General features: G+C 43.5%; 25 protein-coding genes. 5 read left to right on the top strand and 20 right to left on the bottom strand.

From position 1 onward, the window contains the following. Positions 1-93: 93 nt before the first annotated feature. Entirely contained in the window at positions 94-1,320 is a 1,227-nt protein-coding gene (gene spoVV, locus GYO_RS30450) for a dipicolinic acid transporter SpoVV (RefSeq protein ID WP_014113695.1), read from the top strand. A 10-nt stretch (positions 1,321-1,330) separates the two neighbouring features. Here spoVV and coaD read toward each other — a convergent pair whose 3' ends face one another. The 8 genes from coaD to GYO_RS30410 all read right to left on the bottom strand — a co-directional run bounded on the left by coaD (position 1,331) and on the right by GYO_RS30410 (position 6,111). After that, the gene (gene coaD, locus GYO_RS30445) at positions 1,331-1,816 is read right to left on the bottom strand and encodes a pantetheine-phosphate adenylyltransferase (RefSeq protein ID WP_003221378.1); all 486 of its coding nucleotides are present in this window, start codon (positions 1,814-1,816) and stop codon (positions 1,331-1,333) included. Positions 1,817-1,820: 4 nt separating this feature from the next. After that, positions 1,821-2,375, bottom strand: a complete 555-nt coding sequence (gene rsmD / locus GYO_RS30440) for a 16S rRNA (guanine(966)-N(2))-methyltransferase RsmD (RefSeq protein ID WP_014113694.1) — start codon at positions 2,373-2,375, stop codon at positions 1,821-1,823. A gap of 324 nt (positions 2,376-2,699) precedes the next feature. After that, complete coding sequence (locus GYO_RS30435) at positions 2,700-2,972, bottom strand: YlbG family protein (RefSeq protein WP_003221373.1); 273 nt, start codon at positions 2,970-2,972, stop codon at positions 2,700-2,702. A gap of 54 nt (positions 2,973-3,026) precedes the next feature. Beyond that, positions 3,027-3,476, bottom strand: coding sequence for a regulatory iron-sulfur-containing complex subunit RicF (gene ricF, locus GYO_RS30430; RefSeq protein ID WP_003221370.1), 450 nt, complete (start codon positions 3,474-3,476; stop codon positions 3,027-3,029). A 119-nt stretch (positions 3,477-3,595) separates the two neighbouring features. Then, on the bottom strand, positions 3,596-3,835 hold the full coding sequence (locus GYO_RS30425) for a YlbE-like family protein (protein ID WP_014113693.1): 240 nt from the start codon (positions 3,833-3,835) through the stop codon (positions 3,596-3,598). Positions 3,836-3,850: 15 nt separating this feature from the next. Then, a complete protein-coding gene (locus tag GYO_RS30420) occupies positions 3,851-4,249 on the bottom strand; it encodes a YlbD family protein (protein WP_014113692.1) in 399 nt (132 codons plus the stop codon). 290 nt (positions 4,250-4,539) lie between these two features. After that, the gene (locus GYO_RS30415; protein WP_014113690.1) at positions 4,540-5,580 is read right to left on the bottom strand and encodes a CAP domain-containing protein; all 1,041 of its coding nucleotides are present in this window, start codon (positions 5,578-5,580) and stop codon (positions 4,540-4,542) included. 84 nt (positions 5,581-5,664) lie between these two features. After that, positions 5,665-6,111 (bottom strand): CBS domain-containing protein, encoded by a 447-nt coding sequence (locus GYO_RS30410; protein ID WP_014113689.1) that lies wholly within the window; start codon positions 6,109-6,111, stop codon positions 5,665-5,667. A 139-nt stretch (positions 6,112-6,250) separates the two neighbouring features. Between GYO_RS30410 and GYO_RS30405 the strand changes: the two genes are divergently transcribed. Beyond that, entirely contained in the window at positions 6,251-6,613 is a 363-nt protein-coding gene (locus tag GYO_RS30405) for a YugN family protein (RefSeq protein ID WP_014113688.1), read from the top strand. Positions 6,614-6,643: 30 nt separating this feature from the next. On the opposite strand, the gene ctaG is transcribed toward GYO_RS30405, so the two are convergent. The 6 genes from ctaG to cyoE form a co-directional block, all read right to left on the bottom strand. Further along, the gene (gene ctaG / locus GYO_RS30400; RefSeq protein WP_014113687.1) at positions 6,644-7,537 is read right to left on the bottom strand and encodes a cytochrome c oxidase assembly factor CtaG; all 894 of its coding nucleotides are present in this window, start codon (positions 7,535-7,537) and stop codon (positions 6,644-6,646) included. Between the two features lie 26 nt (positions 7,538-7,563). Continuing rightward, positions 7,564-7,896, bottom strand: a complete 333-nt coding sequence (gene ctaF / locus GYO_RS30395; RefSeq protein ID WP_014113686.1) for a cytochrome c oxidase subunit IVB — start codon at positions 7,894-7,896, stop codon at positions 7,564-7,566. Positions 7,897-7,898: 2 nt separating this feature from the next. Then, entirely contained in the window at positions 7,899-8,522 is a 624-nt protein-coding gene (ctaE, locus tag GYO_RS30390) for a cytochrome c oxidase subunit III (protein WP_003221354.1), read from the bottom strand. Beyond that, entirely contained in the window at positions 8,522-10,390 is a 1,869-nt protein-coding gene (gene ctaD / locus GYO_RS30385; protein ID WP_003238747.1) for a cytochrome c oxidase subunit I, read from the bottom strand. The genes ctaE and ctaD overlap by 1 nt, the downstream gene beginning before the upstream one ends. A gap of 32 nt (positions 10,391-10,422) precedes the next feature. Next, positions 10,423-11,493, bottom strand: coding sequence for a cytochrome c oxidase subunit II (gene coxB / locus GYO_RS30380; protein WP_014113685.1), 1,071 nt, complete (start codon positions 11,491-11,493; stop codon positions 10,423-10,425). 230 nt (positions 11,494-11,723) lie between these two features. Continuing rightward, positions 11,724-12,641 carry a heme o synthase gene (gene cyoE, locus GYO_RS30375; protein ID WP_003221348.1) on the bottom strand — a complete coding sequence of 306 codons (918 nt, stop codon included), beginning with the start codon at positions 12,639-12,641 and terminating at the stop codon, positions 11,724-11,726. A gap of 354 nt (positions 12,642-12,995) precedes the next feature. Between cyoE and ctaA the strand changes: the two genes are divergently transcribed. Next, on the top strand, positions 12,996-13,916 hold the full coding sequence (gene ctaA, locus GYO_RS30370; RefSeq protein ID WP_014113684.1) for a heme A synthase CtaA: 921 nt from the start codon (positions 12,996-12,998) through the stop codon (positions 13,914-13,916). Positions 13,917-14,173: 257 nt separating this feature from the next. On the opposite strand, the gene GYO_RS44320 is transcribed toward ctaA, so the two are convergent. From GYO_RS44320 to glsA, 5 genes are all read right to left on the bottom strand, one after another. Then, a complete protein-coding gene (locus tag GYO_RS44320) occupies positions 14,174-14,305 on the bottom strand; it encodes a deoxyribodipyrimidine photo-lyase (RefSeq protein ID WP_079287708.1) in 132 nt (43 codons plus the stop codon). A 61-nt stretch (positions 14,306-14,366) separates the two neighbouring features. Next, positions 14,367-17,813, bottom strand: a complete 3,447-nt coding sequence (gene pyc / locus GYO_RS30365; RefSeq protein ID WP_014113682.1) for a pyruvate carboxylase — start codon at positions 17,811-17,813, stop codon at positions 14,367-14,369. Between the two features lie 74 nt (positions 17,814-17,887). Beyond that, the gene (ftsW, locus tag GYO_RS30360) at positions 17,888-19,099 is read right to left on the bottom strand and encodes a cell division protein FtsW (protein WP_014113681.1); all 1,212 of its coding nucleotides are present in this window, start codon (positions 19,097-19,099) and stop codon (positions 17,888-17,890) included. A 200-nt stretch (positions 19,100-19,299) separates the two neighbouring features. After that, positions 19,300-19,581, bottom strand: coding sequence for an Fpa/YlaN family protein (locus tag GYO_RS30355; RefSeq protein WP_003221339.1), 282 nt, complete (start codon positions 19,579-19,581; stop codon positions 19,300-19,302). Positions 19,582-19,678: 97 nt separating this feature from the next. Further along, the gene (gene glsA, locus GYO_RS30350) at positions 19,679-20,608 is read right to left on the bottom strand and encodes a glutaminase A (protein ID WP_014113680.1); all 930 of its coding nucleotides are present in this window, start codon (positions 20,606-20,608) and stop codon (positions 19,679-19,681) included. 102 nt (positions 20,609-20,710) lie between these two features. Between glsA and GYO_RS30345 the strand changes: the two genes are divergently transcribed. Continuing rightward, a complete protein-coding gene (locus GYO_RS30345) occupies positions 20,711-21,196 on the top strand; it encodes a hypothetical protein (RefSeq protein WP_014113679.1) in 486 nt (161 codons plus the stop codon). A gap of 2 nt (positions 21,197-21,198) precedes the next feature. Here the strand turns inward: GYO_RS30345 and GYO_RS30340 are convergent, their stop codons facing one another. Beyond that, positions 21,199-22,527, bottom strand: coding sequence for a PhoH family protein (locus tag GYO_RS30340; RefSeq protein ID WP_014113678.1), 1,329 nt, complete (start codon positions 22,525-22,527; stop codon positions 21,199-21,201). A gap of 155 nt (positions 22,528-22,682) precedes the next feature. Between GYO_RS30340 and GYO_RS30335 the strand changes: the two genes are divergently transcribed. Further along, the gene (locus GYO_RS30335; RefSeq protein WP_014113677.1) at positions 22,683-23,312 is read left to right on the top strand and encodes a YhcN/YlaJ family sporulation lipoprotein; all 630 of its coding nucleotides are present in this window, start codon (positions 22,683-22,685) and stop codon (positions 23,310-23,312) included. Positions 23,313-23,341: the final 29 nt, after the last annotated feature.

Genomic DNA, 23,341 nt, shown 5'->3' with positions numbered 1-23,341 from the left:
CAAGAGGACAGGTACTGCTTGGCCGTTTCGTGTCATACATTATTTTATCATGAATACATGTCATTGGGCATTTTTAGCATCGGGGAGGTAAGAATGAACTTGTCGAAGATTAATACACTTTTGATTGCTTCGTTTTTTCTTTTTTTAACAGCGACTGTCATCTCACATCCGCAGGCCTCATTCGAAGCCTCTAAAACCGGGCTTTCTATGTGGTGGGAGGTTGTATTTCCGTCATTGCTACCATTTTTTATTCTGTCTGAACTCTTAATTGGTTTTGGCATTGTGCGGTTTGTCGGTGTTTTGCTTGAACCTTTTATGCGTCCGATCTTTCGCGTGCCCGGTGTTGGCGGCTTTGTTCTTGCTATGGGAATGGCATCCGGAAACCCAGCGGGAGCAAAACTCACTGCCCGTCTGCGGCAGGAAAAACAGATTTCAAGAGTAGAAGCAGAACGGCTTGCGTCGTTTACCAATTCTTCAAACCCGCTCTTTATTTTCGGCGCTGTTGCCGTCGGTTTCTTTCAAAACGCGTCATTGGGCATTTTATTGGCTTCTGCACACTATTTGGGGAATCTGGCTGTCGGTTTAACGATGCGTTCCTATGGCCGCAAGGAAGAGCAACATCTCAGGGGGAAGAAAACAATACCTTTTCCTTCGATCAAAGATGCTTTACACGCTCTGCATACCGCCAGACTTGCGGAAAAACGGCCTCTGGGCAAAATTTTAGGCGACGCCGTGACCTCTTCTGTTCAAACCCTTCTTATGGTTGGCGGCTTTATTATTTTATTTTCTGTCTTTAACCGGCTGTTGTCCGTGGTGCAGCTGACTGATATTCTGTCTGTTTTCACAAAAGGCGTGCTGACTTTGTTTCAGCTTCCGGCTCAATTGGACATTCCCCTTTTATCAGGGATGTTTGAAATCACGTTAGGTAGCAAGCTTGTCAGCGAGGCAGATGTCTCTCTTCTTCAAAAAGCCATTGTGGTCAGTTTTATTCTCGGGTTTAGCGGCTTTTCCGTTCAAGCTCAGGTGGCAGGTATTTTATCGGAAACCGATATCAGATTTAAACCATTCTTTATCGCACGTTTGCTGCAGGGCGTTTATGCCGCCGTCTTCGTCATGCTTTTATGGAAACCGCTTTACACGGCATGGCATAATCCGTATCAGTATGTATTTAAATCTCTTAATAGCAGCGAGATGCCAATTGCATTTATAAACGGCTGGAATCTGCTTGTGCAGATTGGACCTGCTGTCACATTATGCGCGCTGTTTACGTACATTATCATTTTTTCTTACAGACTGACAAACGGAACAAAAAAAGGATGAGTCAAAACCCTCATCCTTGTCTGAATTTTTGCTGAAGCGCCAGCTCTACTTCGGGCGGAACAAACTCTGATACCGAGCCATTGTATCTCGCCACCTCTTTTACGATGCTTGAACTTAAAAACGAATATTGATTGTTGGTCATCATAAAAAACGTCTCAATGGATTCATCAAGCACACGGTTTACGGAAGTCCCCTGCATCTCGTATTCAAAATCAGATACCGCTCTCAAGCCTCTTAAAATCGCTTTCGCCTTTTTTCTTTTTGCATAATCTATTAACAGTCCCTGCGACGTTTCAACTGTTATGTTCGGAATGTCTTTTGTCACTTCTCTCAGGAGCTCACACCGCTCTTCCACACTGAACAAAGGCTTTTTCGAAGAATTATTCAGCACACATACATACACTTGTTCAAAAATATGCGCCCCGCGTCTGATGATATCCAGATGCCCATAGGTCACCGGATCAAAACTGCCGGGACAGACAGCTATACTCGCCACATCACTACCCCCTCTTTTTATAAATCGCTACACCTGTAAGTCCATAGGTTTCTTTTCTTGCCATCACAAGATCTCCTACGGTTTCGGGAAGCTCGACCTCTCTGTCATGCTCAGCAACGATAAAGCCGTCTTCTTCCAGCATTTGATATTCATCAATCATCGTTAAAAGCGCTTTTAGCTTTTGTTCCTTGTACGGCGGATCAAGAAAAATTCCGCGAAAGCCTGTTTCTCTTTTTGCCGCAGCGTGCAAAGCCCGTTCCGCATCATTCCGGTATACCTGGGCATGTTTTGTAAGCTCCAGCGTTTTTAAATTTGATTTTATCGTTTGAATCGCTTTAAAATCACGGTCAACGAATATACAATGCTCAAACCCGCGTGAAAGCGCTTCGATTCCAAGACCTCCGCTCCCTGCGAATAAGTCAAGTCCCCTGCCCCCATCAAAATAAGGGCCGATCATATTGAAAATGGATTCCTTCACTTTGTCGGTTGTCGGTCTAGTTGATGTTCCCGGCACAGCCTTTAGTGAACGGCCTTTTTTTGATCCAGAAATTACTCTCATGTTCCACACCACTTTTTCTAAAAGCTATTTTGTTTCTTTGTTCGGCCGGACGCCGCTATGTACATAGAAAAAAATCAATCCTATCTTAACATAAAGCATTCTTTCAAACAATGAATGCTAATTCTAATAAACAGGTGTATAGGCGGACTGATCCTTGTCCATACTATAAGCAACAGCATCTAGAGGATGTTGTTGCCAACCGCGGAGAAGACTTACGTTTCCCCATAAGTTCTTCCTCCGGTTTCTCCTCTCCCTTTGCCTTCTCCTTAACATGTTAAGGAATAGAAGGACCCCGCAGAAGTCTGCGGGGATTTTTTTATACAGCTATATGCCGATTTTATAATCGTATTCTTTTGCTTTATCAAGCTTTGACTCGAATTCCAATTTTAAAAACGGTTTATAAGAAGGCTCTACTTTTTTCACAAAAGAGTAAGACGCAATCTTGTCCATTGTTTTTTCAATTTGGTCCATATCGCAATACAGCACGACATATTTTAAGCGTTTTGATACATAGTGCACATTTCCGAACTTCCTCAGCATTTTGCTTTGCTTTAGGGAATGCAGATACACAATCATGCCCTGGCGCCTATTCTCCAATACAATCACCTGCCTGATTTCTCTTATATGTAAAAGACGAGACGGCCAGTCTCGTCAGGACACTTTGCATCCGCAGCTTCCGCCTGAACCGCAGCCGCCTCCGCATGAAGACAAACCGTCAAAATAAGGGTTCCCAGTCGGAACTTTAACATGCTCCGAAACAGCTGTCCCAATCTCGACGCTAACCTCATCAAGAATAGACTGAAGCTCATTTTCAGCTCTCTTGAAGTCAGCCACCTTATCGTTCAGGTCCAGCTCCCGCTTGATCTCCCTCATTTTCCGGGATATTTCTCTATAGTCAGGATGATATTTGCCAAAACGCTGTACATCCTCATACTGCTCTTTTATTTTGATAAAAGAACGAATAATCCGCCCTGCCTCTTCATCTTCTTGGAGACGCTTGTAACAATTGCGGTAGTTCTCAGCCGTCTCCGACTGCAGAATCATCTCGGCAAGCTGCTGAGCTTCACTTTGAAGCCGCACGGATTCCATCGTCGCATACATAGCACGCACCTCCAGTTGTTAGTTTACCACGAAACCAGCCAATTGGAAAATGCTTAACCGCAGCCCGAAAACAATCTCCCTGCATTTACAGCATGAAAAAAGACCCTCTTTCGGGCCTTTTAATCTTTTGTCCGCATCGCTTGAAACATTTGCATCATCATTTGCGCCATTTGAATCCCGTTCGTAAATTGGTTCACCCGGTGCGGTATGGTTTTTTCATAAAAGTTCATCATCTCAAGCTGAAAGGAGGACAGATCATCCGGTTTTCTCGAAAGTCTGCGGTACCATATCGGCTGTTCTCTGATGAATCGTTTCCGTTCTTCGTTTGCTAAAATAAATTCCTGAACCTCTTTGCGCATATGAGCTCCCCTTTTTTAATCCTTTCGAAAAGAAAAAGGATGCTGTCCAGAGCCTGGCTGAGATTGCTTCTGGCTGCTCCCGGAAAATGTATGAAGAAGACTTTGCAACGATGAGATCGACTGGCTCATTTTATTGATTTGTTCGTTCATTTGGTTGACATCCATCTTTTTCACCGCAGTCACCATTTTAGAGACAAAATCATTTTTTTGCTCTGTTTCAGGCACAGCTTCTGCAGCTTCTTCCGGTTCCCGATACGGATCCCAAATCGGGTCGCTCTCCCCGAAGAGGACCCAATTTTCATATACGTCCTGCCAGCTTCTTTGTTCTTTGCGTACTTCTTTTATCAGCTTGGGATGCTTTTTGACGAATTGTTTAAAGTCATTGATTGAATGATTGGCATGTTGATTCGCCACAATCCTCACCCCCTCCGAAAATCGATACCTACTACAATGTATCGTTTTGTCAGGCATTGTGTTCGCCTATATTCGTTCCCGAATGAATTTTCAGCTTTGCCCCATACACTCGTGAAAGAGCCTTACTGAAGGAATGGGAATCTGCCTCCTCAGCAGCCATGTTGTCAGAAAAGGAAAACAACACATTTATTCCGCTGCAGCTCTTATGCACGCTACGACACATGCATTCAGATCATTAAGCTTTTGTGAAAATTAGAAAAACCGCGGAACCATTCCTCCGCGGCTTTTCATTACCATCGCTTAATAAAATTTTGAGTGTAATATTTTCGGTCTACTCCGACACCGAGATGCGTATAATCTGAATTCAGAAGCGCTTTTCGATGGCCCTCACTATTCAGCCAGCCTTCTACAGCAGCCGGGCCGTCCACATAATTATATGCAATATTTTCTCCCGCTTGCTGAAAGTCAACATGCCCTTCTTCTAAGCGGTCTTTCAGCGTGCCGTATTTTTTAGAGACATGGGAGAAATAATTATTTTCCTTCATATCCTGGCTATGTCCAAAGGCCACTTCCGCCGTCGGCTGATCCCACTCAAGCTTTGCAAGCCCATGTTTGACGCGTATGACATTCGTCAAATCAAGTATTTGCTTTTCACTCGTCGTTTGGATCTTTTTCCACTTATCATCTGAAACAGATTCCGGTTTCATTAATTCACCGCGGTACACAACCTCATAAGGTCTTTGCTTTACAAAGGTTTGCGCATCAAACGCCCTGATGCTGGATAGCTTCCCCTCAAATTTGTCCATATACAGCTGGACATACATCTTTCCTACCTTAACAGTCGGCCTGGTATTGATATCCTCTTCAGAAAACTCAAACCGATAGGAATTTCCTTTATACTCTACATTCACAAACGGTGCCACCTGGGTCGTCTTGAATACTTCTCCGGTTGTTTCACCAATTTTGAAAGGCTTCGCGTTAATATCATTCCCAGTAGCAAATAATGTGACCACTTTATTGTTTAATACCCCAATTTGGACATACTGGTCCTTTCCCTGATTGTATACCCACCAATCGTAATCATAAGCTGAAGGGTCAATGCGTTCTGGTTCCCCAAGCTTTTTCATTACATCATCGGCGGACTTGCCCATAAAGGACAATAATCCTGAGGTCGGCATATGTATTCGTTTGCCGCTTTGCGCTTCCTCGTTAGACACTTGAGGCTCGCTGTCATTTGATTTTTTTTCAGGAACAGATCCATATTGAATAAACAGAACATAAGTTCCGCAGATAATCAAGAGGATAACCATCGCTCTCAAGATATTTTTCAATCTATCACCCCCGTAGCGAATCACTATGTCTTGCCTTACATCTCATTACAATACAGCCTATTTAACATGTCAAAGATTTATGTGTTAATGAAAAAAGCCTTCTTCTCTATTATCCCCCTCGGAAATATCCGATAAGGCGCTGCCGGCACGTTCATTCGTTTGCTCAGATAAAGAAAGATCACCAAGCGTGACAATTCCAGTCAGCTTTTTGTTTTTTGTAACAGGTATCCTTCTGAGCTGATGGGATGCCATCAAATGAAGAACCTCATCGACTGAAGCATCTTCATCTACGCTGACAGGTTTTTCGGTCATCGCGTCAGTGATTTTTTGCGAGTTTGGTTTTTTTATGGCGATTCCTCTTAACACGAGATCGCGGTCGGTCACGATGCCGACCAGTGTTTCTCCATCCTCATCAACTACCGGAATCGCCCCTACATTCGCGTCTTTCATCTTTACCGCAGCTTCATATACATTATCTAATACCGTGCAATATTGCAAGTCGGCTGTCATCAGATCTTTTATTTTTGTCATCCGTATAACCTCCTTTAGTCTAGTGCTATTGTCGTCAAAATTTAATTTTTGCATACTTTCAAAAGAAGAAGATTCATTGAAAGTTTAACGCTTTCATACTATGATTGTCAGGAAAGGTAATTTTTATAAGGAGGGGTCAGTGTTGAAGTTTACTGAAAGCGGACTTGAAGGGGTAAAGGCTGAGCTCAGCTGGCTAGACGACTTGATGGAAAGCAAAGGCCTCGTCAGAGCGGGTCAATGGGATTACGAAAGAGTCACCTATGACAAGAAGTTTTCGACGATTGAGGGTACGTTTTACCTGCGGATACAGGGCATTGCGGCAGAGGGCGATGTTGGAAGCGGCCGCGCCGTGATTCAATTAATGTCCCCTCTCTTAGGCAAGCATTATTACCCGCACGGAGTAGAATATGGAGAAACGGAAGAGTTTCCCGTACAGGTTGTGACAAAAAGCAAAGCACTGATTCAGGACATATCCGACATGTTAAAAACAGTTCAAATGTAATGAAAAGGTACAGCATTTTCGCTGTACCTTTTATGATATCGTTTGCTGAATATACGGTGGCTCCTCCTGCCCGTCCTTTTCCCTTTCTTTCTTCACCCATTGGAAAAAAACAATCGCCAAAAAAGTACCGTACACAATTTCCTGAATGATTTTCATCATAACTGCTCCGAGCTGCTGATCCTCTAACAAAGGCAGTGTATTTAACATCTCTGGTCCTGTTAATGGGACCTGCCCCATCATATCCGCAGGCACACAAAGCTTCATTGCCTCAGCCCACGCAGACGGATCTGTATAGGTGGCATATAACGGCGCGCCGCTGAACATGATCAGCGCGCAAGCAGGCGTAAGCAGCATACCGTCCGCCATAATATATCCCAGCTTCATCAAGCCGCTGAGCTGCCCGAGACGCTCGACCTTATGAACAAGCGGCCACCACATCAAAAACGCAAGCACAAAGATAAGCCAAGTCATTAATGTATGGTATAACGAATCTGTTTTGACAGTATCAAATATAAGCGGAACATGATATAAAGAAAAAATGCCGTTAAACAAAAGCAAAGCAATTAATGGCTTCGTGAAAAATGAAAAAACCGGTTTAATGGCAGGCCTGAAAATGATTTTCTCCCAAAGCCATGCAGGAATTCCCGCGATCAATAGCGGCGGGACGACCAAATACAGGACAGCCATCTGCACCATATGCGCGCTGAACATAATATGTCCGAGCAGATCAACCGGACTTCCCTCGGCTGCATATAAAAACAGCATCGCCGATAGAAAGCACACCATCTGTTTACCCGTTATTCGATTTGGCTTTGAAGACATTCGCCTGTAAAAATAGAGATAAAGCACTGTAATGCCTAACAAGATACAAAAAAGATAAGGGCTCCACATCGCGCGAAACCCAAATACCTCTAGCTGATTCATTTCTTCACCTCCGGCGGCTGTTCAAATTACCACCATATAATTGTGACAAACGCAAGCACAGTGATGAACGCGACAAACATGCCTGAATACAAAAACATTGCCGGCGCCTCATGCCCTTTTTGATTCATATGCATGAAATAATACAGCTGGAAAATGACTTGAATTGCAGCTAGCAAAATAATGAAAGGAATCGTAAACCAGCTGCCTACACCGTCCGTTGCCACTGTCAGAAATGCAACAATCGTAAGACCGATCATTAAACCAAAAGACAGAACCTGATATTTCATCTCCTGAGCGTGCTTCTTTTTCTTAAATTCAAGGTCGCTGTTGATATGCCCTCTGCTTTTTTTACCGACCATGTTTATCCCACCATCCCCATTAAATATACAACGGTAAAGATGAAGACCCACACGACATCAATAAAGTGCCAATATAGACTGGCAACATAAAACTTAGGCGCCGTATACAAGTTCAGCCCCCTCTTGGCATTACGGATCATCAGCGTGCTGATCCACATAAGCCCAAATGCCACGTGGGCGCCGTGTGTACCGACAAGCGTGTAAAACGCGGAACCGAGCGCAGAGCTTGTGATCGTAAAGCCAAACTCATGGGTGTAATGCTTAAACTCATAAATTTCCAGTCCTAAAAAGCCAGCCCCCAATAAGATCGTAATTCCCAGCCAAAGCTGCATTTTGCCGAAAGAAAAGTTCTTCATGTGGTACATCGCGTACACACTCGTTAAACTGCTCGTTAATAGCAGCATTGTGGCGATAAACACAAGTGTTACATCGAACATTTCCGTCGTAGGCGGATCACCGGCATTTGAATTCCGGAGTGCAAGAAACGTTGCGAAGAGAGACGCGAACAAAACTGTCTCTCCCCCAAGAAAAAGCCAAAAGCCTAAAAATTTATTTTTCCCTTCCAGCGTTACTTTTTCGGGAGAAGCTGGAAAGGTTTCTGCGGTGAATTTTTCTTCAATTTGCATTATGCCTTCACCCCTTTATCATCATTCGGCAGTTCCTCTTTATGAATATGATAGCCGTGATCATCAATTACTGAACGAAGCAGCATCGTAATAAATGTGATGCCGAGTCCGATAAAGATCACCGGCAGCCCCCAAGCGTGATCGGTTCTGTACAACAGCCCGAACGCTGCGACAAAAAGGCCGAAGGAAATGATGAACGGCAGGATTGAGCCGTTTGGCATATGAATATCATCAACCGGTTCAGCCGGCGTCATTGATTTGTGTCCTGCCTGCTTCTCGATCCAAAACGGATCAAGCCCTCTGACAAAAGGAAGCTGTTTAAAGTTATACTCAGGCGGCGGTGAAGAAACGGTCCATTCAAGGGTACGTCCGTCCTGCCATGGATCAGCTCCGACATATTCGCCTTTTACCGATGTCCAAATGACATTGACCAGCAGAAGAATAACAGCTGCCGCCATAAAAAACGCCCCGATTGTACTGATCAAGTTGCCGGTTTCAAGACCCTGGCCTGGCAAAAACGTATAAACCCGGCGCGGCATCCCCATTAAACCGACAAAATGCTGAATGAAAAACGTGAGGTGAAAGCCGATAAAAAACAATACAAATGAAATTTTCCCCATCGTCTCATGCAGAATTTTACCAAACATTTTCGGCCACCAGAAATGAACGCCGGCTAAAAGGCCGAATACCACGCCGCCAATAATGACATAGTGAAAGTGCGCCACCACAAAATACGTATCATGGAACTGATAATCAGCAGCTGCTGCTGCCAGCATGACACCCGTCACACCGCCGAGCACGAAGGACGGAATAAATGAGACAGCATACAGCATCGCTGTCGTATACTTCACATTTCCTCCCCAGATCGTCAAAAGCCAGTTAAAAATCTTAATCCCGGTCGGTATCGCGATAGCCATTGTGGCAACCGCAAAAATCGCATTTGCAATCGGCCCCAGACCTGTCGTAAACATGTGGTGCACCCAAACCATAAAGCCCAGAAAGCCAATGAGCACGATGGCAAAAACCATTGATGAATACCCAAACAAACGCTTTCTGGCAAACACAGGGATGACCTCTGAAAATATACCGAATGCAGGCAAAATTAAGATATAAACCTCCGGATGGCCAAAGATCCAAAATAAATGCTCCCAAATGACCGTATTTCCGCCAAGCTCCGGATTAAAGAAATTGGTGCCGAACAGCCGGTCCAGCATCATCAGAGCCAATCCGACCGTAAGCGGAGGAAATGCAAACAAAATCAATGCTGAGGCTACAAATGTCGTCCATGTGAACAAAGGCAGCCTCATGTACGTCATGCCGGGAGCTCTCATGTTGATAATCGTGGCCAAAAAGTTAATCCCGGCTATCAGTGTCCCGAGCCCCGATATTTGCAGCCCGAGGACGAAAAAGTCTATGCCGTGCCCTTCAGAATGAAGCGAAAGTGAGGCGTATGACGTCCAACCCGCGTCTGGCGCTCCGCCCAAAAACCAGCTTAGATTTAAGAAAATGCCCCCGAAAAAGAAGAGCCAAAAACCGAGCGAGTTTAAAAATGGAAATGAAACGTCACGAGCCCCAATCTGCAAGGGAACGACCGCATTCATCAAGGCAAATAAAAGCGGCATCGCAGCCAGAAAGATCATTGTCGTCCCGTGCATTGTCATTACTTCATTGTACGCTTGGGCACTGAGAAAAGCATTTTCCGGCTTTGCAAGCTGAATTCTGATAAACATCGCTTCAATTCCCCCGACAAGAAAGAAGAATCCCCCGGCGATTAAGTAAAGAATTGCAATTTTTTTATGGTCCACCGTCGTCAAATAATCCCAAAGTATAGATCCGCGCGTCCGTTTTTCTGTAAGCGCATTCAACATATGTGACCTCCCCCAATATCTCCCTTTCTTCCCTACTTGCTTTCCGTTTTTAAGCCTTTTAAGTATTCATAAAGCGCATCTGTTTCACTGTCTGAGAGCTTCGGATAAGTTCCTGTCATTTTGTTACCCGGTTTTATGCTCTCAGGATCCTTCAGCCAAGCCTTCACATTTTCTTCGTTGGCGTCTTTCACCCCTGCCACTTTTGCCCTTTCACCGAAGGTCGCCAAATTAGGAGCCGTTCTCGCTGCTTCTGCACGCTTATCATTCGGCTCTACTGCATGGCAGCTCAGACAGTTCTTCTCTTTAAACAGTTCTTCGCCCTGCTTAGCCAAATCGCTCTCTGTTGTAGACTTATAGTTTTTCATTTCTTTTGTCCAGCCCTGGAATTCTTTTGCAGACATCGTCTTTACCTTAAAATCCATCAGCGCGTGTGAAGGGCCACAAAGCTCTGCACACTTCCCAAAAAACATATCTCCTGCCTCTTTGCTTCGTTTTGAATCAAATGTCAGGAAAAACTTATTTTCATTATCCGTATTCGTATCAAGTTTTCCTCCAACAGAAGGAATCCAGAAGGAATGTTTTACATCTGAAGCTTTTAAATTAAAATATACACGCTGGTCTGTCGGCACAATCAGCTCCTGGCTTGTGATAATGCCGTAATCAGGATATTCAAACTCCCACCAATATAAATTTGCCCGGACATTGACTACGAGAGCATCCTCGGCTTTTCGGCCTTTCTTATCCATTGGTGATGTATCTGCAAGCTCAAGCGTATATAATACGACAGGGATCACAAGAATAATGAGCAGCAAAATCGGGATCACGGTCCATGTGATTTCTAAAATTTTGTTCCCCTCTACCTGTTTCGGTATCGTGTTCTCACCGACCCGTGATCTTCTGAATCTCACAATTACATAAAAGAAGATAACAGATACTACTGCAACAACAACCACCATAATCAATGTGCTGAGCACTGTCAGGTCATACTGTTTATCAGCCACCTCGCCAGCAGGCTTGAGCGTGGATAAAAAAGGTTTTCCACATCCGCTTAATAGAAGCGGCACCAAGGCTAATAATAAAATAAGACGCCAATGCTTTACCATTTCACCCAACCCCTTTTCTGGTCAATACAAAGGCGGAAAGCAGATTCGCAATCCAGCCTATCACCAATAAAGCACTTACATTTCCTCTTCTCTTAAATTATGAGTTTTTTTACTCAAAATGCCATCTATGTATAAAAGTAAAGCCGCCTGATTAAACAAGAGGTCAAGGCGGCATTTACTAGTTGTCATCGTTTATTTTGAAGCGATAAAACAAGCATCATATCTATTTTTTAGAAAAGCGTCAAGACAACCATGGCAACGAAATAGATTGTCATGTAGTTAAGCGAATAAACGAACATCTGCGTTGCCCACTTCATGATATTCTTGGAGCGGAAGCCCATTAAGCCAAGAATCAGCCAGCCGATATTTAACAGCAAGCCGAGAATGACAATCGGAAGGCCCAGGCTTCCAAGGAAAAACGGAAGCGGCATCAGGCACGCAACCCACACAATAATTTGTCTTTTTGTCACTTCAAATCCGTATACGACAGGAAGCATCGGAATATTTGCAGCTCTGTAATCCTCCGTTTTCTTAATAGCCAATGCTAAGAAGTGAGGAATCTGCCAAATAAATAAAATCATGAATAATACCCACGCTACGACACCGATATTTCCTTCCACTGCCGTCCATCCAATAAGCGGCGGCACTGCACCGGAAACACTTCCTACTACTGTGTTAATCGTATAGCGGCGCTTCGTCCACATTGTGTACAATACAACATACGTAAAGACTCCGATAAAACCAATAACAGCAGCCATAACAGTTGTCATCAACAGCATGATCAACCCTAAAGCAACCAGCAAAATTCCAGACCATAACGCCTGATTCGGCTGAATTTTACCCGTAACCGTCGGTCTTACTTTCGTACGCTCCATAACATGGTCAATGTCCCGGTCATACCAGTTATTGATCGCGCAGGAGCCCGCAATAATCAGAGAAGACCCGATTAATGTAAGAAGAACGGTGTTTATATTGCCTAAAAAACTCAAACCGGAAATATGCAGTGCAAGCCACATTCCAGTAAAAGTCGTGATGAGATTAGAATTGACGATCCCTATTTTAATAAGGGACAGAAAATCTTTCCACGCCGTTGTTTCTTCAATTTGTCCGTCTATAGCTGTATCATTTAAGATTCTGGAGTTAGCCATAACGTAAACCTCCCTTACAAACCTAACGCAGGAGAATAAAAAAACCTGCAACTCTATCATACAAGATAACATCTTGTAAAAAAACATCCTATTAAATATTAAACGACAAACAGGAATTTATTTGTGAACTTTTTATGAATTTTACCAAAGATGAAGGCAATCGCCAAATTGGCAGTGCGTTTACCTTATTTCTATCAGACCCGGCATGAATAATCAAGTGTACATTTTCCGATAGCCGTCATTCTATTATATTTTTGTGAACAAAAGGCTCTAAGAATTGCCACAAAACACATATTCGCTTACACTTGGAACGTATATAAAATCGCAGCAGTATGTTGAGAAGGTGAATATTGTATGAATAAAGCATTAAAAGCTCTCGGTGTTCTGACAACATTTGTCATGCTTATTGTTTTAATCGGGGGAGCTCTCGTTACAAAAACAGGTTCCGGCCAAGGCTGCGGCAGACAGTGGCCGCTGTGTCACGGCCGTTTTTTCCCTGAAATGAATCCGGCTTCAATTATTGAATGGAGCCACAGGTTCGCAAGCGGGATCTCTATTATCCTTGTGTTAAGCCTTGCGTTTTGGTCATGGAGAAAAATCACACCGATTTTCCGTGAAACAACGTTTCTCGCGATCATGTCTATTATCTTTTTATTTTTACAGGCACTGCTTGGCGCATTGGCTGTCGTATTCGGTTCAAACGCGCTGATTATGGCGCTTCACTTTGGCATCTCATTGATTTCTTTTGCTTCAGTGCTCATTTTGACATTGCTCATATTTGAAGCCGACAAATCAGTTAGAAAACTGGTTAAGCCGCTTCAAATCGGCAAAAAAATGCAATTTCACATGATAGGGATTTTAATATACTCCTATATCGTTGTGTATACAGGCGCATATGTAAGACATACCGAATCAAGTCTGGCATGTCCTGATGTGCCGCTGTGCAGCCCGCTGAACAATGGACTTCCGACCCAATTCCATGAATGGGTGCAAATGGGCCATAGAGCAGCAGCATTGCTGTTGTTTGTATGGATTATTGTGGCCGCTGTTCATGCTATTACTTCCTATAAAGATCAAAAGCAGATCTTTTTGGGATGGATCTCATGTCTTATTTTTATTACATTACAGGCGCTGTCCGGTATTATGATCGTATACTCTGAACTGGCTCTGGGCTTTGCACTTGCCCACTCGTTCTTTATTGCCTGCCTATTTGGTGTTCTATGCTACTTCTTATTATTGATTGCACGCTTCCGTTATGAATCAAGACAATCATAATAACTCTAGACCAAAGCTTTCTGCGCTTTGGTCTTTTTTGTATCATGTTTTTTGCCGCTTCATACGTTTCAATGGCCAGCCTCTCCGCTGGACTTGATGATCATTGAGCGGCTCGCTGCGCTCCGTATTTTTTGTCATCATGCTAAAAAACCGCACAGCCTGCGAAACATAAGTATTGCTTCATGATAAAAATGTGCAGATAGAGCCCTTTTGCCATGCTTCATACAAAGATAGTGCCTTTAAGAAATATTTATGGCTCATATCATACTACAAAGTATCTGAAAGACCGGCAGCAGATAAGCCTGTTTTTGTTTTATATAGGAAATGGCTTGTGACAGTGCTGTATTGTCTTCAAGCCTTAGATCTCTTCTAAACCACACAATTTTCATTTCCCTACGCTTTTTTCATAAAAAACAAGAGTGTATATCAAATGATATACACTCTTGTTTTTTATGCTTTTTCAATTTCGAGAAGCAGATCTCCCGTTTGGATCGGCTCGCCATTTTTCACATGAACCTGCTTGATTGTTCCTGAGAAAGGCGCCTGAACCGTTGTTTCCATTTTCATCGCTTCATTGATCATCAAATGATCACCTTTATTGACTTTTGTACCTGCTTCAGTCAATACCTTAATAACCGTTCCAGGCATGGAGGCTGCGATGTGGCTTGGGTTTGTCCGGTCCGCTTTCAGTCTTTCCTGAACGGAAGACTTAATGCTTTCATCTTTGATGACAACTTCACGCGGCTGTCCGTTCAGTTCGAAATAAATGACGCGAGTGGCATCAGGCTGAGGCTCACCGATTGAAATCAGCTTAACGATCAGTGTTTTTCCGCGCTCAATTTCCACTTCTATTTCTTCACCTAATACCATGCCATAGAAGAATGTCGGCGTATCTAATACCGAAATGTCTCCATAGCTTTCTGCCGTTTTCACATAATCAGAGAAGACTTTAGGATAAAGGGCATACGCCACAGCATCTTGATCTGAAATCTCCAAGTTATGCTGCTCTTTAAATTCCTGTTTGATCGCTTCAAAGGATACCGGCTCAAGCAGTTCTCCCGGTCTGACCGTAATCGGCTCCTGTCCTTTTAAGATCAGCTTTTGTAGTTTTTCCGGGAATCCGCCATGAGGCTGGCCGATGTTTCCTTTGAAAAGCTCCACGACAGAATCAGGGAAATCTAATTGTTCGCCTTTTTCGTAAACGTCCTTTTCAGTCAGATTGTTTTGCACCATGTAGAGCGCCATATCTCCGACTACTTTAGAGGAAGGCGTGACCTTCACGATGTCGCCGAACATATCGTTGACGCGTCTGTACATTTCTTTGACTTCGTTCCAGCGGTCGCCTAGGCCTACTCCCTTCGCCTGCTGCTGCAGGTTGCTGTATTGGCCCCCAGGCATTTCATGCTCATAAATTTCAGTATGCGGAGACTTCATTCCGCTTTCAAATTCGCTATAGTATTTACGAACTGACTCCCAATATTGAGACAGCATTTCAACGTTTTGGACATTCATTTCCGGACGGCGGGCGTTCCCTTCCATCGCATGATAAAATCCGCTCGCGCTTGGCTGAGACGTTAATCCTGCCATTGAGCTGACCGCCACGTCTATGATATCAACGCCGGCTTCAACAGCTTTTGCGTACATATAAATACCGTTGCCGCTCGTATCATGCGTATGAAGGTGAACCGGAATGTCGATCGTCTCTTTCAAAGCAGAAACGAGTTCATATGCAGCCTGCGGTTTTAACAGCCCTGCCATATCTTTAATTCCAAGGATATGGGCTCCGGCAGCCTCAAGCTCCTTCGCCATCGACGTATAATAAGCAAGATCATATTTCGTACGGTTCTTGTCAAGGATATCTCCCGTGTAACAAATCGCAGCTTCTGCCACTTTGCCGGTATCCCGAACGGCATCAATGGCTAACGTCATCCCTTTTACCCAGTTTAAGCTGTCGAAAATACGGAACACATCAATACCGGATTGAGCAGATTGCTTCACGAATTCTTTAATCACATTATCCGGATAATTCGTATAGCCGACCGCGTTAGATGAACGAAGTAGCATTTGGAATAAGGTATTCGGCACTTCTTTGCGAAGGTCCTCCAATCGCTTCCACGGATCTTCTTTCAGGAATCGGTAGGCTACATCGAAGGTCGCGCCTCCCCACATTTCCATACTGAATAGCTCAGGCCATAGCGCAGCCGTCGGATTCGCGATTTTTTTCAAATCATGCGCTCTGAATCTCGTCGCCAATAATGATTGGTGAGCGTCTCTGAATGTCGTATCAGTTAAAAGGACAGATTTTTGTTCCTTAACCCAATTTGCAAGCCCTTCAGCACCTTTTTCATCGAGAATTTGCTTTGTTCCTCTGGCAGGCTGCTGATCTATGTCTACTTTTACGTTTATTGGTTTGTCAAACGCCGGTTTTTCTTTTTTCCCGATTCCAGGGAAACCGTTCACTGTCACATTGCCGATGTAAGTGAGCATTTTTGTTCCGCGGTCTTTCTGTTTAGGGAAATTAAATAATTCAGGTGTTGTATCAATGAAAGACGTATCATATTGCCCTGTCAGGAACTTCTCATGCTTTGCAACGTTCTCAAGGAACGGAATGTTTGTTTTAATGCCTCTGATTCTAAACTCCTGAAGGTTTCGGACCATTTTGGCCGCCGCCTGTTCAAACGTTAAAGCCCAAGTTGAAAGCTTAACGAGAAGTGAATCATAATATGGCGTGATCACGGCGCCTTGAAAGCTGTTTCCGGTATCAAGACGGACACCAAAACCGCCGCCTGAGCGGTAAGCCATGATTTTTCCTGTATCAGGCATGAAATCATTTTGCGGATCCTCAGTCGTAACCCGTGACTGAATGGCATAGCCGATTGTAGAAATGTCCTTTTGCTCAGGAATATTTACTTTTTTGCTGTGAAGGCTGTGTCCTTGGGCAACAAGGATCTGTGTTTGAACGATATCGACACCTGTAATCATTTCTGTAATCGTGTGTTCAACTTGTACGCGAGGGTTTACTTCAATAAAGTAGAATTCGTTGTTTGCAACAAGAAACTCTACCGTACCAGCGTTTATATAGTTTACATTTTTCGCAAGCGCAACTGCCGCTTCACAAATTTGGTTTCTTAATTCAGGTGACAGGGAGACACTCGGCGCCACTTCAATGACTTTTTGATGGCGTCTTTGAACAGAACAGTCCCTCTCAAAAAGGTGGACGACATTGCCCTGCTTGTCACCAATCACCTGAACCTCAATATGTTTCGGATTTTCAATCAATTTTTCTACATACACTTCATCATTGCCAAAGGCTGCTTTTGCCTCTGATTTTGCACGCTCATATGCTTCTTTGACTTCACTTTCAGATCTGACAATCCGCATACCACGGCCGCCGCCGCCCAGTGAAGCTTTAATGATAATCGGATAACCATTAGTTTGTCCAAACTGTTCGACTGCTTCAAGCGTTTCTGCAGGGCCGTCGCTTCCGGGAATCACAGGGATTCCAGCTTTTTCTGCCTGCTCACGCGCTTTTACCTTGTCACCAAACATATCTAGATGTTCGGACTTTGGACCAATGAACACGATGCCTTCTTCTTCACATCGTTTCGCGAAATGGATATTTTCAGATAAGAAACCGTATCCCGGATGAATCGCATCGACTTTGTTTCTTTTCGCAATATCTATGATACCTTCAATATCCAGATAAGCATCAATCGGTTTTTTCCCTTCACCGACCAGGTATGCTTCATCCGCTTTGTACCGATGGTAGGAACCGGAATCTTCTTTTGAATAGACCGCAACTGTACGAATATTCAACTCGGTACACGCCCGGAATATTCGGATTGCAATTTCTCCCCTGTTTGCTACTAATACTTTTTGTATCGATTGCTGTGACAAACGTTTCTCCCCCTTACCCGAATGGAATATAATCTATCATAGCGGAATACCCTTCCCCTGTACACACTTGTTTTTTACAGATAAACAGTTTTTTTGAGCTGTTTCTTTTTCATTCCCTTCGGCGCCAAGGGCTCTCTCTTTTTCTTATTCTCTGAATATTTCACAAACATGCTGATATTCGCTAATATCCCCATACTCGCTAGCAGCAGTACTAAAGAAGAGCCCCCGTAACTGATAAATGGCAGCGTAACCCCTGTAATCGGAATTAATCCGCTGACTCCGCCAAGGTTAATAAACGATTGTATGGCAATCATGCTCGAAATGCCGATCGCTAGAAGACTCCCAAACGGGTCCTCGCATTTTCTGGCTATATAAAACCCTTTTATTACGATAAAGCCCAATAGAAAAATCACAAACAATACCCCAAAAATACCTAGTTCTTCAGCAATGACAGCCATAATAAAGTCAGTGTGTGATTCAGGCAGATATCCGTATTTTTGGATACTTTCACCGAGCCCCAGACCGAAAATGCCGCCTGAGCCGATCGCATAATAAGAATTGATCACTTGTAAACCTGATGAATTTGCATACTTAAATGGGTCTTCAAGACTCTCAAAACGTGCCAAACGGCCTTCAGTTAAAATTTTGTCCTGATTTAAATAAATAATCGGGCTGACTAAAATTAAAACAATGCCGCCCAGCAAAACAAGCTTCACCAGCGTCTTTCCACTGAAACCGGAGCACAAGATCATGCACGTCGCAATTAGGCCGATAATCATGGCTGTACCAAAATCTGGCTGCATGGCAATTAACCCGCAAATCACAAGCGTCATGACAACCGGAGGGGCTACTCCCGTTAACAGATGGTCGATATAGCTTTGTTTTTTGGCATATACGGCTGCAAGATATAAAATCACGACCAGTTTAACAAATTCCCCCGGCTGGATACTCATTCCGCCGATTTTAAACCAGCTTTGCGCGTTTCCGGCGACATGCCCGAATACAAACAGCGAGATAAGCGCAAAAACAGAAACAAGCAGTATCATCTTCTGAAACTTTTGATGGGCCAGTGCTTTGTAAGGAAACACAGCCATGAGAATAAAAAGAGCGCCACCCGCAATTAAAGCAAACAGCTGCCGCATGAAGAAAAAATTACTGCTTACCCCGTATCGAGAGACAGCCGTAATCATGCTTGAGCTGTATACCATCACTAAACCGAATCCGCATAGTAAAACAATTGCGAATATCAGTGAGTAATCATAAGATTTGAGCATTTTTTTTAACATAACATCCTCTTCCCTACTTCTAACTTCCATTATCTATGGTTTTTATGTATTTATCTTTTTTATTTTACTACAATTTATCAAACGAGACGAAGAATCTCTATACGATTCGGAAGGAATGTGTAAAAAAAGACCGTCTTTAATGAGAGAAAATTAGCGGTTATAAAAAAACCCAAACTGTTAATAAGTTTGAGTTTTATCATTTATTTACCTGTAAACGCGTCATGCAAAGCAGACAATTCGCGCTCCAATGTGTATAAAAGGTCTTTACCGTCTTTTTCATCAACCAATCCCAGGCGGACAGCAAAATCGATTTCCCTCGAAAGCCCGAACATTTGAGTATCTAAAACCTCTTCATATAGAGGACATTGAGGCATCGTTAAGTTATCCATTTGTACTCGGATCAGCTTCAAAATCTTCTCAGCGTCTACTTTTAAGAGTTCAAAAGCTTTTTGCCGATGGTCAACTATCATCTCTGAAGCCAAAAGTATCCCTCCGTTCCCCAGGCGAGTACCTAATTCTTCTATTTATCATAAAGGGTATCAGCAGAAAATGCAAGAGGATTTAAGCAGATGAGATAAATTAAAAAATACTCAGCCTGTACATCTCAGACATTATTTCCAAAAGCTTTACACCTGCAATGCTGTTCCCTTTGTCGTCCAATGCCGGGCCAAAAATACCGATCCCGAAATCGTAGGGTGAAAGGCCCATAATCCCTCCGGATACGCCGCTTTTTGCAGGAATTCCGACCTTAATTGCAAATTCCCCGCTTGCATTGTACATTCCGCACGTCACCATAAATGTTTTGCAAATCCTGGCGACATCTTTTGGGATGATTTGCTCTCCAGTCTCAGGTTGTCTGCCGTTCAGCGCAAATACAGATCCGATTTTCGCCAAATCCAGACTGTTCATCTCTATCGCGCATTGCTTCGTGTATAAATCCATTACCGCTTCTACATCATCCTCAAAAATGCCGTACTGCTTCATATAATAACACATTGCTCGATTAATCATTGATGTGCTGTATTCGGATTGAGCCACTTCCCGGCAGTAAGTAATCTCTTGGTTGTTTGTCAGTCTTCTGATAAAAGAAAGTAAATAATCAAGTCTCTCTTTCACCGTTTTCCCTCTAATCAAGCTTGTCACTACCAAAGCCCCGGCATTGATCATAGGGTTTAACGGCTTACTCGGATTCACTGTTTCCAGCTTGATAATTGAGTTAAACGGATCACCGGTCGGCTCCTGTCCAACATAGCTGAAGACCTTATCTTTGCCGTGTTCCATTAATACCAAAGCAAGTGAGAGGACTTTCGATATACTTTGAAGTGTAAATGTTTTTTCTACATCACCTGCTGACAGACAAATATTATTGGAATAATAAATCGCCACTGACAGATCGTGTTTATCGGCTTTTGCCAAGGCAGGAATATAGCTGGCTACCTCCCCCTTGTCCGTCACCTTTTTCGCCTCTTTCACTAAGGCTTCAAGCTCGTCATTATGCCGGCATACCATGCAACCACCCTCGCTCCCTGAGCATTTCAATACACATAATTTGTACACAAAGTGACAATTCATGCGAAAACTTTTATAATTTTGAGAGAAGGGGGTTATATCATGAGCGTTATACAAGTAAAAGGCAATGTTACATATCCGATCACCATTGATCCAAGCGTATGGATTTTTGATGATCGCAAATTTTCGTTTGACCGCAAAGGGGCAAGTCAAGACTCACATTTACAATCAGCCGGGGATGAATCCGATCTTGATCCTGAACGCGTCATCAGAGAGGGCCGGATTGCGCCGCCGACATTAAAGACGGAAAAACAATACGAGAAGCAAAAACTGATGAACGGCAGCTTTGCAATGAAACTTGGGACTGTGCTGAAAAATGCCGAGCCGCCCAGCTCTGCGACACAATGCGTATTTGTCACAAGTTCGGGAAAGGCCGCCGTTCCTCTGGAAACCGCTTTGAACAGTATTGTCCATTTCAGTGAGGCAGGCAAGCCGATTCAAGAAGGTGGCCCCGTTCATATTTACTTTGAAGATCCAGTTGATCACAAACAGCCCATCACCGATATAAAAGAAATCGAAATCATTTAGTATTACAGCAAGTCAGCTGCAAGCTGGGCGAGGCCTGATCTCTCACCTTTTAACAGCTTCACGCTGCCTGAGATGGGTTGTCCTTTAAACCGCTCAACCACATAGGCCAAACCATTGTTCAGACTGTCTAAATATGGGTGATCAATTTGTTCAGGATCGCCCATTAAGACAATTTTACTCCCCTCACCGACTCTCGTCAGCAGTGTTTTTACCTCATGCCTGGTCAAATTTTGCGCTTCATCAATAATAATAAATTGATCTGGAATGCTTCTCCCCCTGATATAAGTCAGCGCCTCTACCTGAATTGAGCCAATACCTGCCAGAATGGCCTCAAGCTCCCCCGGTTTTTTCGCATTAAACAGAAACTCCAAGTTGTCAAAAATCGGCTGCATCCAAGGCTTTAGCTTTTCCTCTTTTTCGCCCGGCAAGTATCCGATGTCTTTGCCAACAGGAACAATCGGTCTCGCCACGACCAGCTTTTTGTATATTCCTAAGTCTTCTGTCTGTAATAGTCCCGCTGCCAATGCTAAAAGCGTCTTGCCGGTTCCCGCTTTTCCGATCAGGGTGACAAGCGGAATATCTTCACGCAGCAAAAGCTCTAATGCCATTGTCTGCTGAACATTTTTCGGTCTGATTCCCCATATATGTTCATCATCAAATACGAGTCTTTTTAATACCGTTCCGGTTTTATCTGCAATTCCGACTGCAGAGGAGGATCCTCCCAGCTCATCCTTCATTAATGCGAATTGATTCGGATAAAACGCGTGCTGTTTTATATCATTTACTGAAATTTGATTTTTACCATAAAAAGAGTTGAACAGCTGCTGGCTGATATATAAATCCTTATAGCCGCTGTACATTTCATCATTGTCCACGACCCGGTCATTTAAGAAATCTTCGGCAAGCAGTCCGATTGCGTCCGCTTTCACTCTGACAAGTACATCCTTGCTGACGAGGATAACCGGTCTGCCATTCTCCTTCGTTTCTTCCTCGAGGCTTAAGTTTTTCGCAACGGCTAATATGCGATTATCGTTCGTCTTTTCAATAAAGATCTCTTGCAGCTGGTGAAACGAACGATGATTCAGTTCAATTCTCAGTGTGCCGCCCGTGTCGAGCGGAACATGCTCATGCAGCCTGCCCTTTTGTCTTAGCGCATCAATCAGCTTAGATACGTGCCTTGCATTCCTCCCAACTTCGTCCATATACCGTTTCTTTGAATCAACCTCTTCTAATACGACAGCAGGGATGACAACCTCATTTTCTTCAAAAGAAAATATCGCGTTAGGATCCTGTAATAACACATTCGTATCTAACACATAAATTTTACTCAAGTCTCAGCCTCCTGATATAAGGGTCAAAGTTCTTCCTGCTTCTCTTACGATGAAAAAAGGTGAATGCCTGCTAAAATATATGTTTTTGTGCATAAAGATAGAAGGTTAATTCAACAATAAAATTAATGAATGCATTTCAAGGAGGGAACCCGCAAGTGCGAATTCTTTTCATTCTCATACAGCTGACGCTTATCCTGTCCGCATGTGCCTACCAACAAGGAAAACAGGATCAGAATGTTGAAAAAGAATCAACAAGACAGCAGGAAACCAAACCGATTCACGTAAAGGACACAACTCAGGAGACAAAAGACAATGGAACAAGAACGGATATTGCCAAGCATCTTGTCAGCGTTGCTGAAAAAAATCCCGATGTCAAGGATGCAACAGCCGTTGTGCTTGGAGGTTATGCCGTTGTTGGAATTGATGTCGATGATACTTTGGATAGAAGCAAAGTGGAAACGATTAAATATTCTGTGGCACAGGCTTTAAAAAATGATCGATATGGTGCCAACGCAGTTGTCATTGCTGACCCAGATACGGTCAGCCGCCTGAATGAAATGAGCAGAGAAATCAGTAAAGGCCGTCCGGTAACAGGCATACTAGATGAATTAGCTGCGATTGTCGGCCGAGTGCTTCCAGAAGTGCCTAACGATGTGATTGACAATGAAGACGAGCCGCAAACAAAGCAGCAAAATGACCAATTAAACAGAAAGCAGCAGCAGGAAATGGAAAAGGAGCAAAACGATCAATCTGATCATCATATGAAAAAGAATAACAATGATTAAGCTATAGCCTCGCGCTTTAGCTTTTTCTT

It is taken from the genome of Bacillus spizizenii TU-B-10 (assembly GCF_000227465.1).
In the GTDB taxonomy this organism is placed as follows: Bacteria; Bacillota; Bacilli; order Bacillales; family Bacillaceae; genus Bacillus; species Bacillus spizizenii.
Note: the sequence above shows the minus strand (reverse complement) of the source record. Positions and strands in the feature narration are given on the sequence as shown.

Coding starts and splice junctions, on each gene's coding strand:
- cyoE (WP_003221348.1), bottom strand. CDS start 12,641: ATGGCTAACTCCAGAATCTTAAATGATACAGCTATAGACGGACAAATT.
- glsA (WP_014113680.1), bottom strand. CDS start 20,608: ATGGTATGCCGGCATAATGACGAGCTTGAAGCCTTAGTGAAAGAGGCG.
- ctaF (WP_014113686.1), bottom strand. CDS start 7,896: ATGGTCGGTAAAAAAAGCAGAGGGCATATCAACAGCGACCTTGAATTT.
- ctaG (WP_014113687.1), bottom strand. CDS start 7,537: ATGAATCAGCTAGAGGTATTTGGGTTTCGCGCGATGTGGAGCCCTTAT.
- ctaD (WP_003238747.1), bottom strand. CDS start 10,390: ATGTTGAATGCGCTTACAGAAAAACGGACGCGCGGATCTATACTTTGG.
- GYO_RS30345 (WP_014113679.1), top strand. CDS start 20,711: ATGAGCGTTATACAAGTAAAAGGCAATGTTACATATCCGATCACCATT.
- ctaA (WP_014113684.1), top strand. CDS start 12,996: ATGAATAAAGCATTAAAAGCTCTCGGTGTTCTGACAACATTTGTCATG.
- coxB (WP_014113685.1), bottom strand. CDS start 11,493: ATGGTAAAGCATTGGCGTCTTATTTTATTATTAGCCTTGGTGCCGCTT.
- ftsW (WP_014113681.1), bottom strand. CDS start 19,099: ATGTTAAAAAAAATGCTCAAATCTTATGATTACTCACTGATATTCGCA.
- GYO_RS30425 (WP_014113693.1), bottom strand. CDS start 3,835: ATGCGCAAAGAGGTTCAGGAATTTATTTTAGCAAACGAAGAACGGAAA.
- rsmD (WP_014113694.1), bottom strand. CDS start 2,375: ATGAGAGTAATTTCTGGATCAAAAAAAGGCCGTTCACTAAAGGCTGTG.
- GYO_RS30410 (WP_014113689.1), bottom strand. CDS start 6,111: ATGACAAAAATAAAAGATCTGATGACAGCCGACTTGCAATATTGCACG.
- ricF (WP_003221370.1), bottom strand. CDS start 3,476: ATGTATGCGACGATGGAATCCGTGCGGCTTCAAAGTGAAGCTCAGCAG.
- GYO_RS44320 (WP_079287708.1), bottom strand. CDS start 14,305: ATGAAAATTGTGTGGTTTAGAAGAGATCTAAGGCTTGAAGACAATACA.
- spoVV (WP_014113695.1), top strand. CDS start 94: ATGAACTTGTCGAAGATTAATACACTTTTGATTGCTTCGTTTTTTCTT.
- ctaE (WP_003221354.1), bottom strand. CDS start 8,522: ATGCAAATTGAAGAAAAATTCACCGCAGAAACCTTTCCAGCTTCTCCC.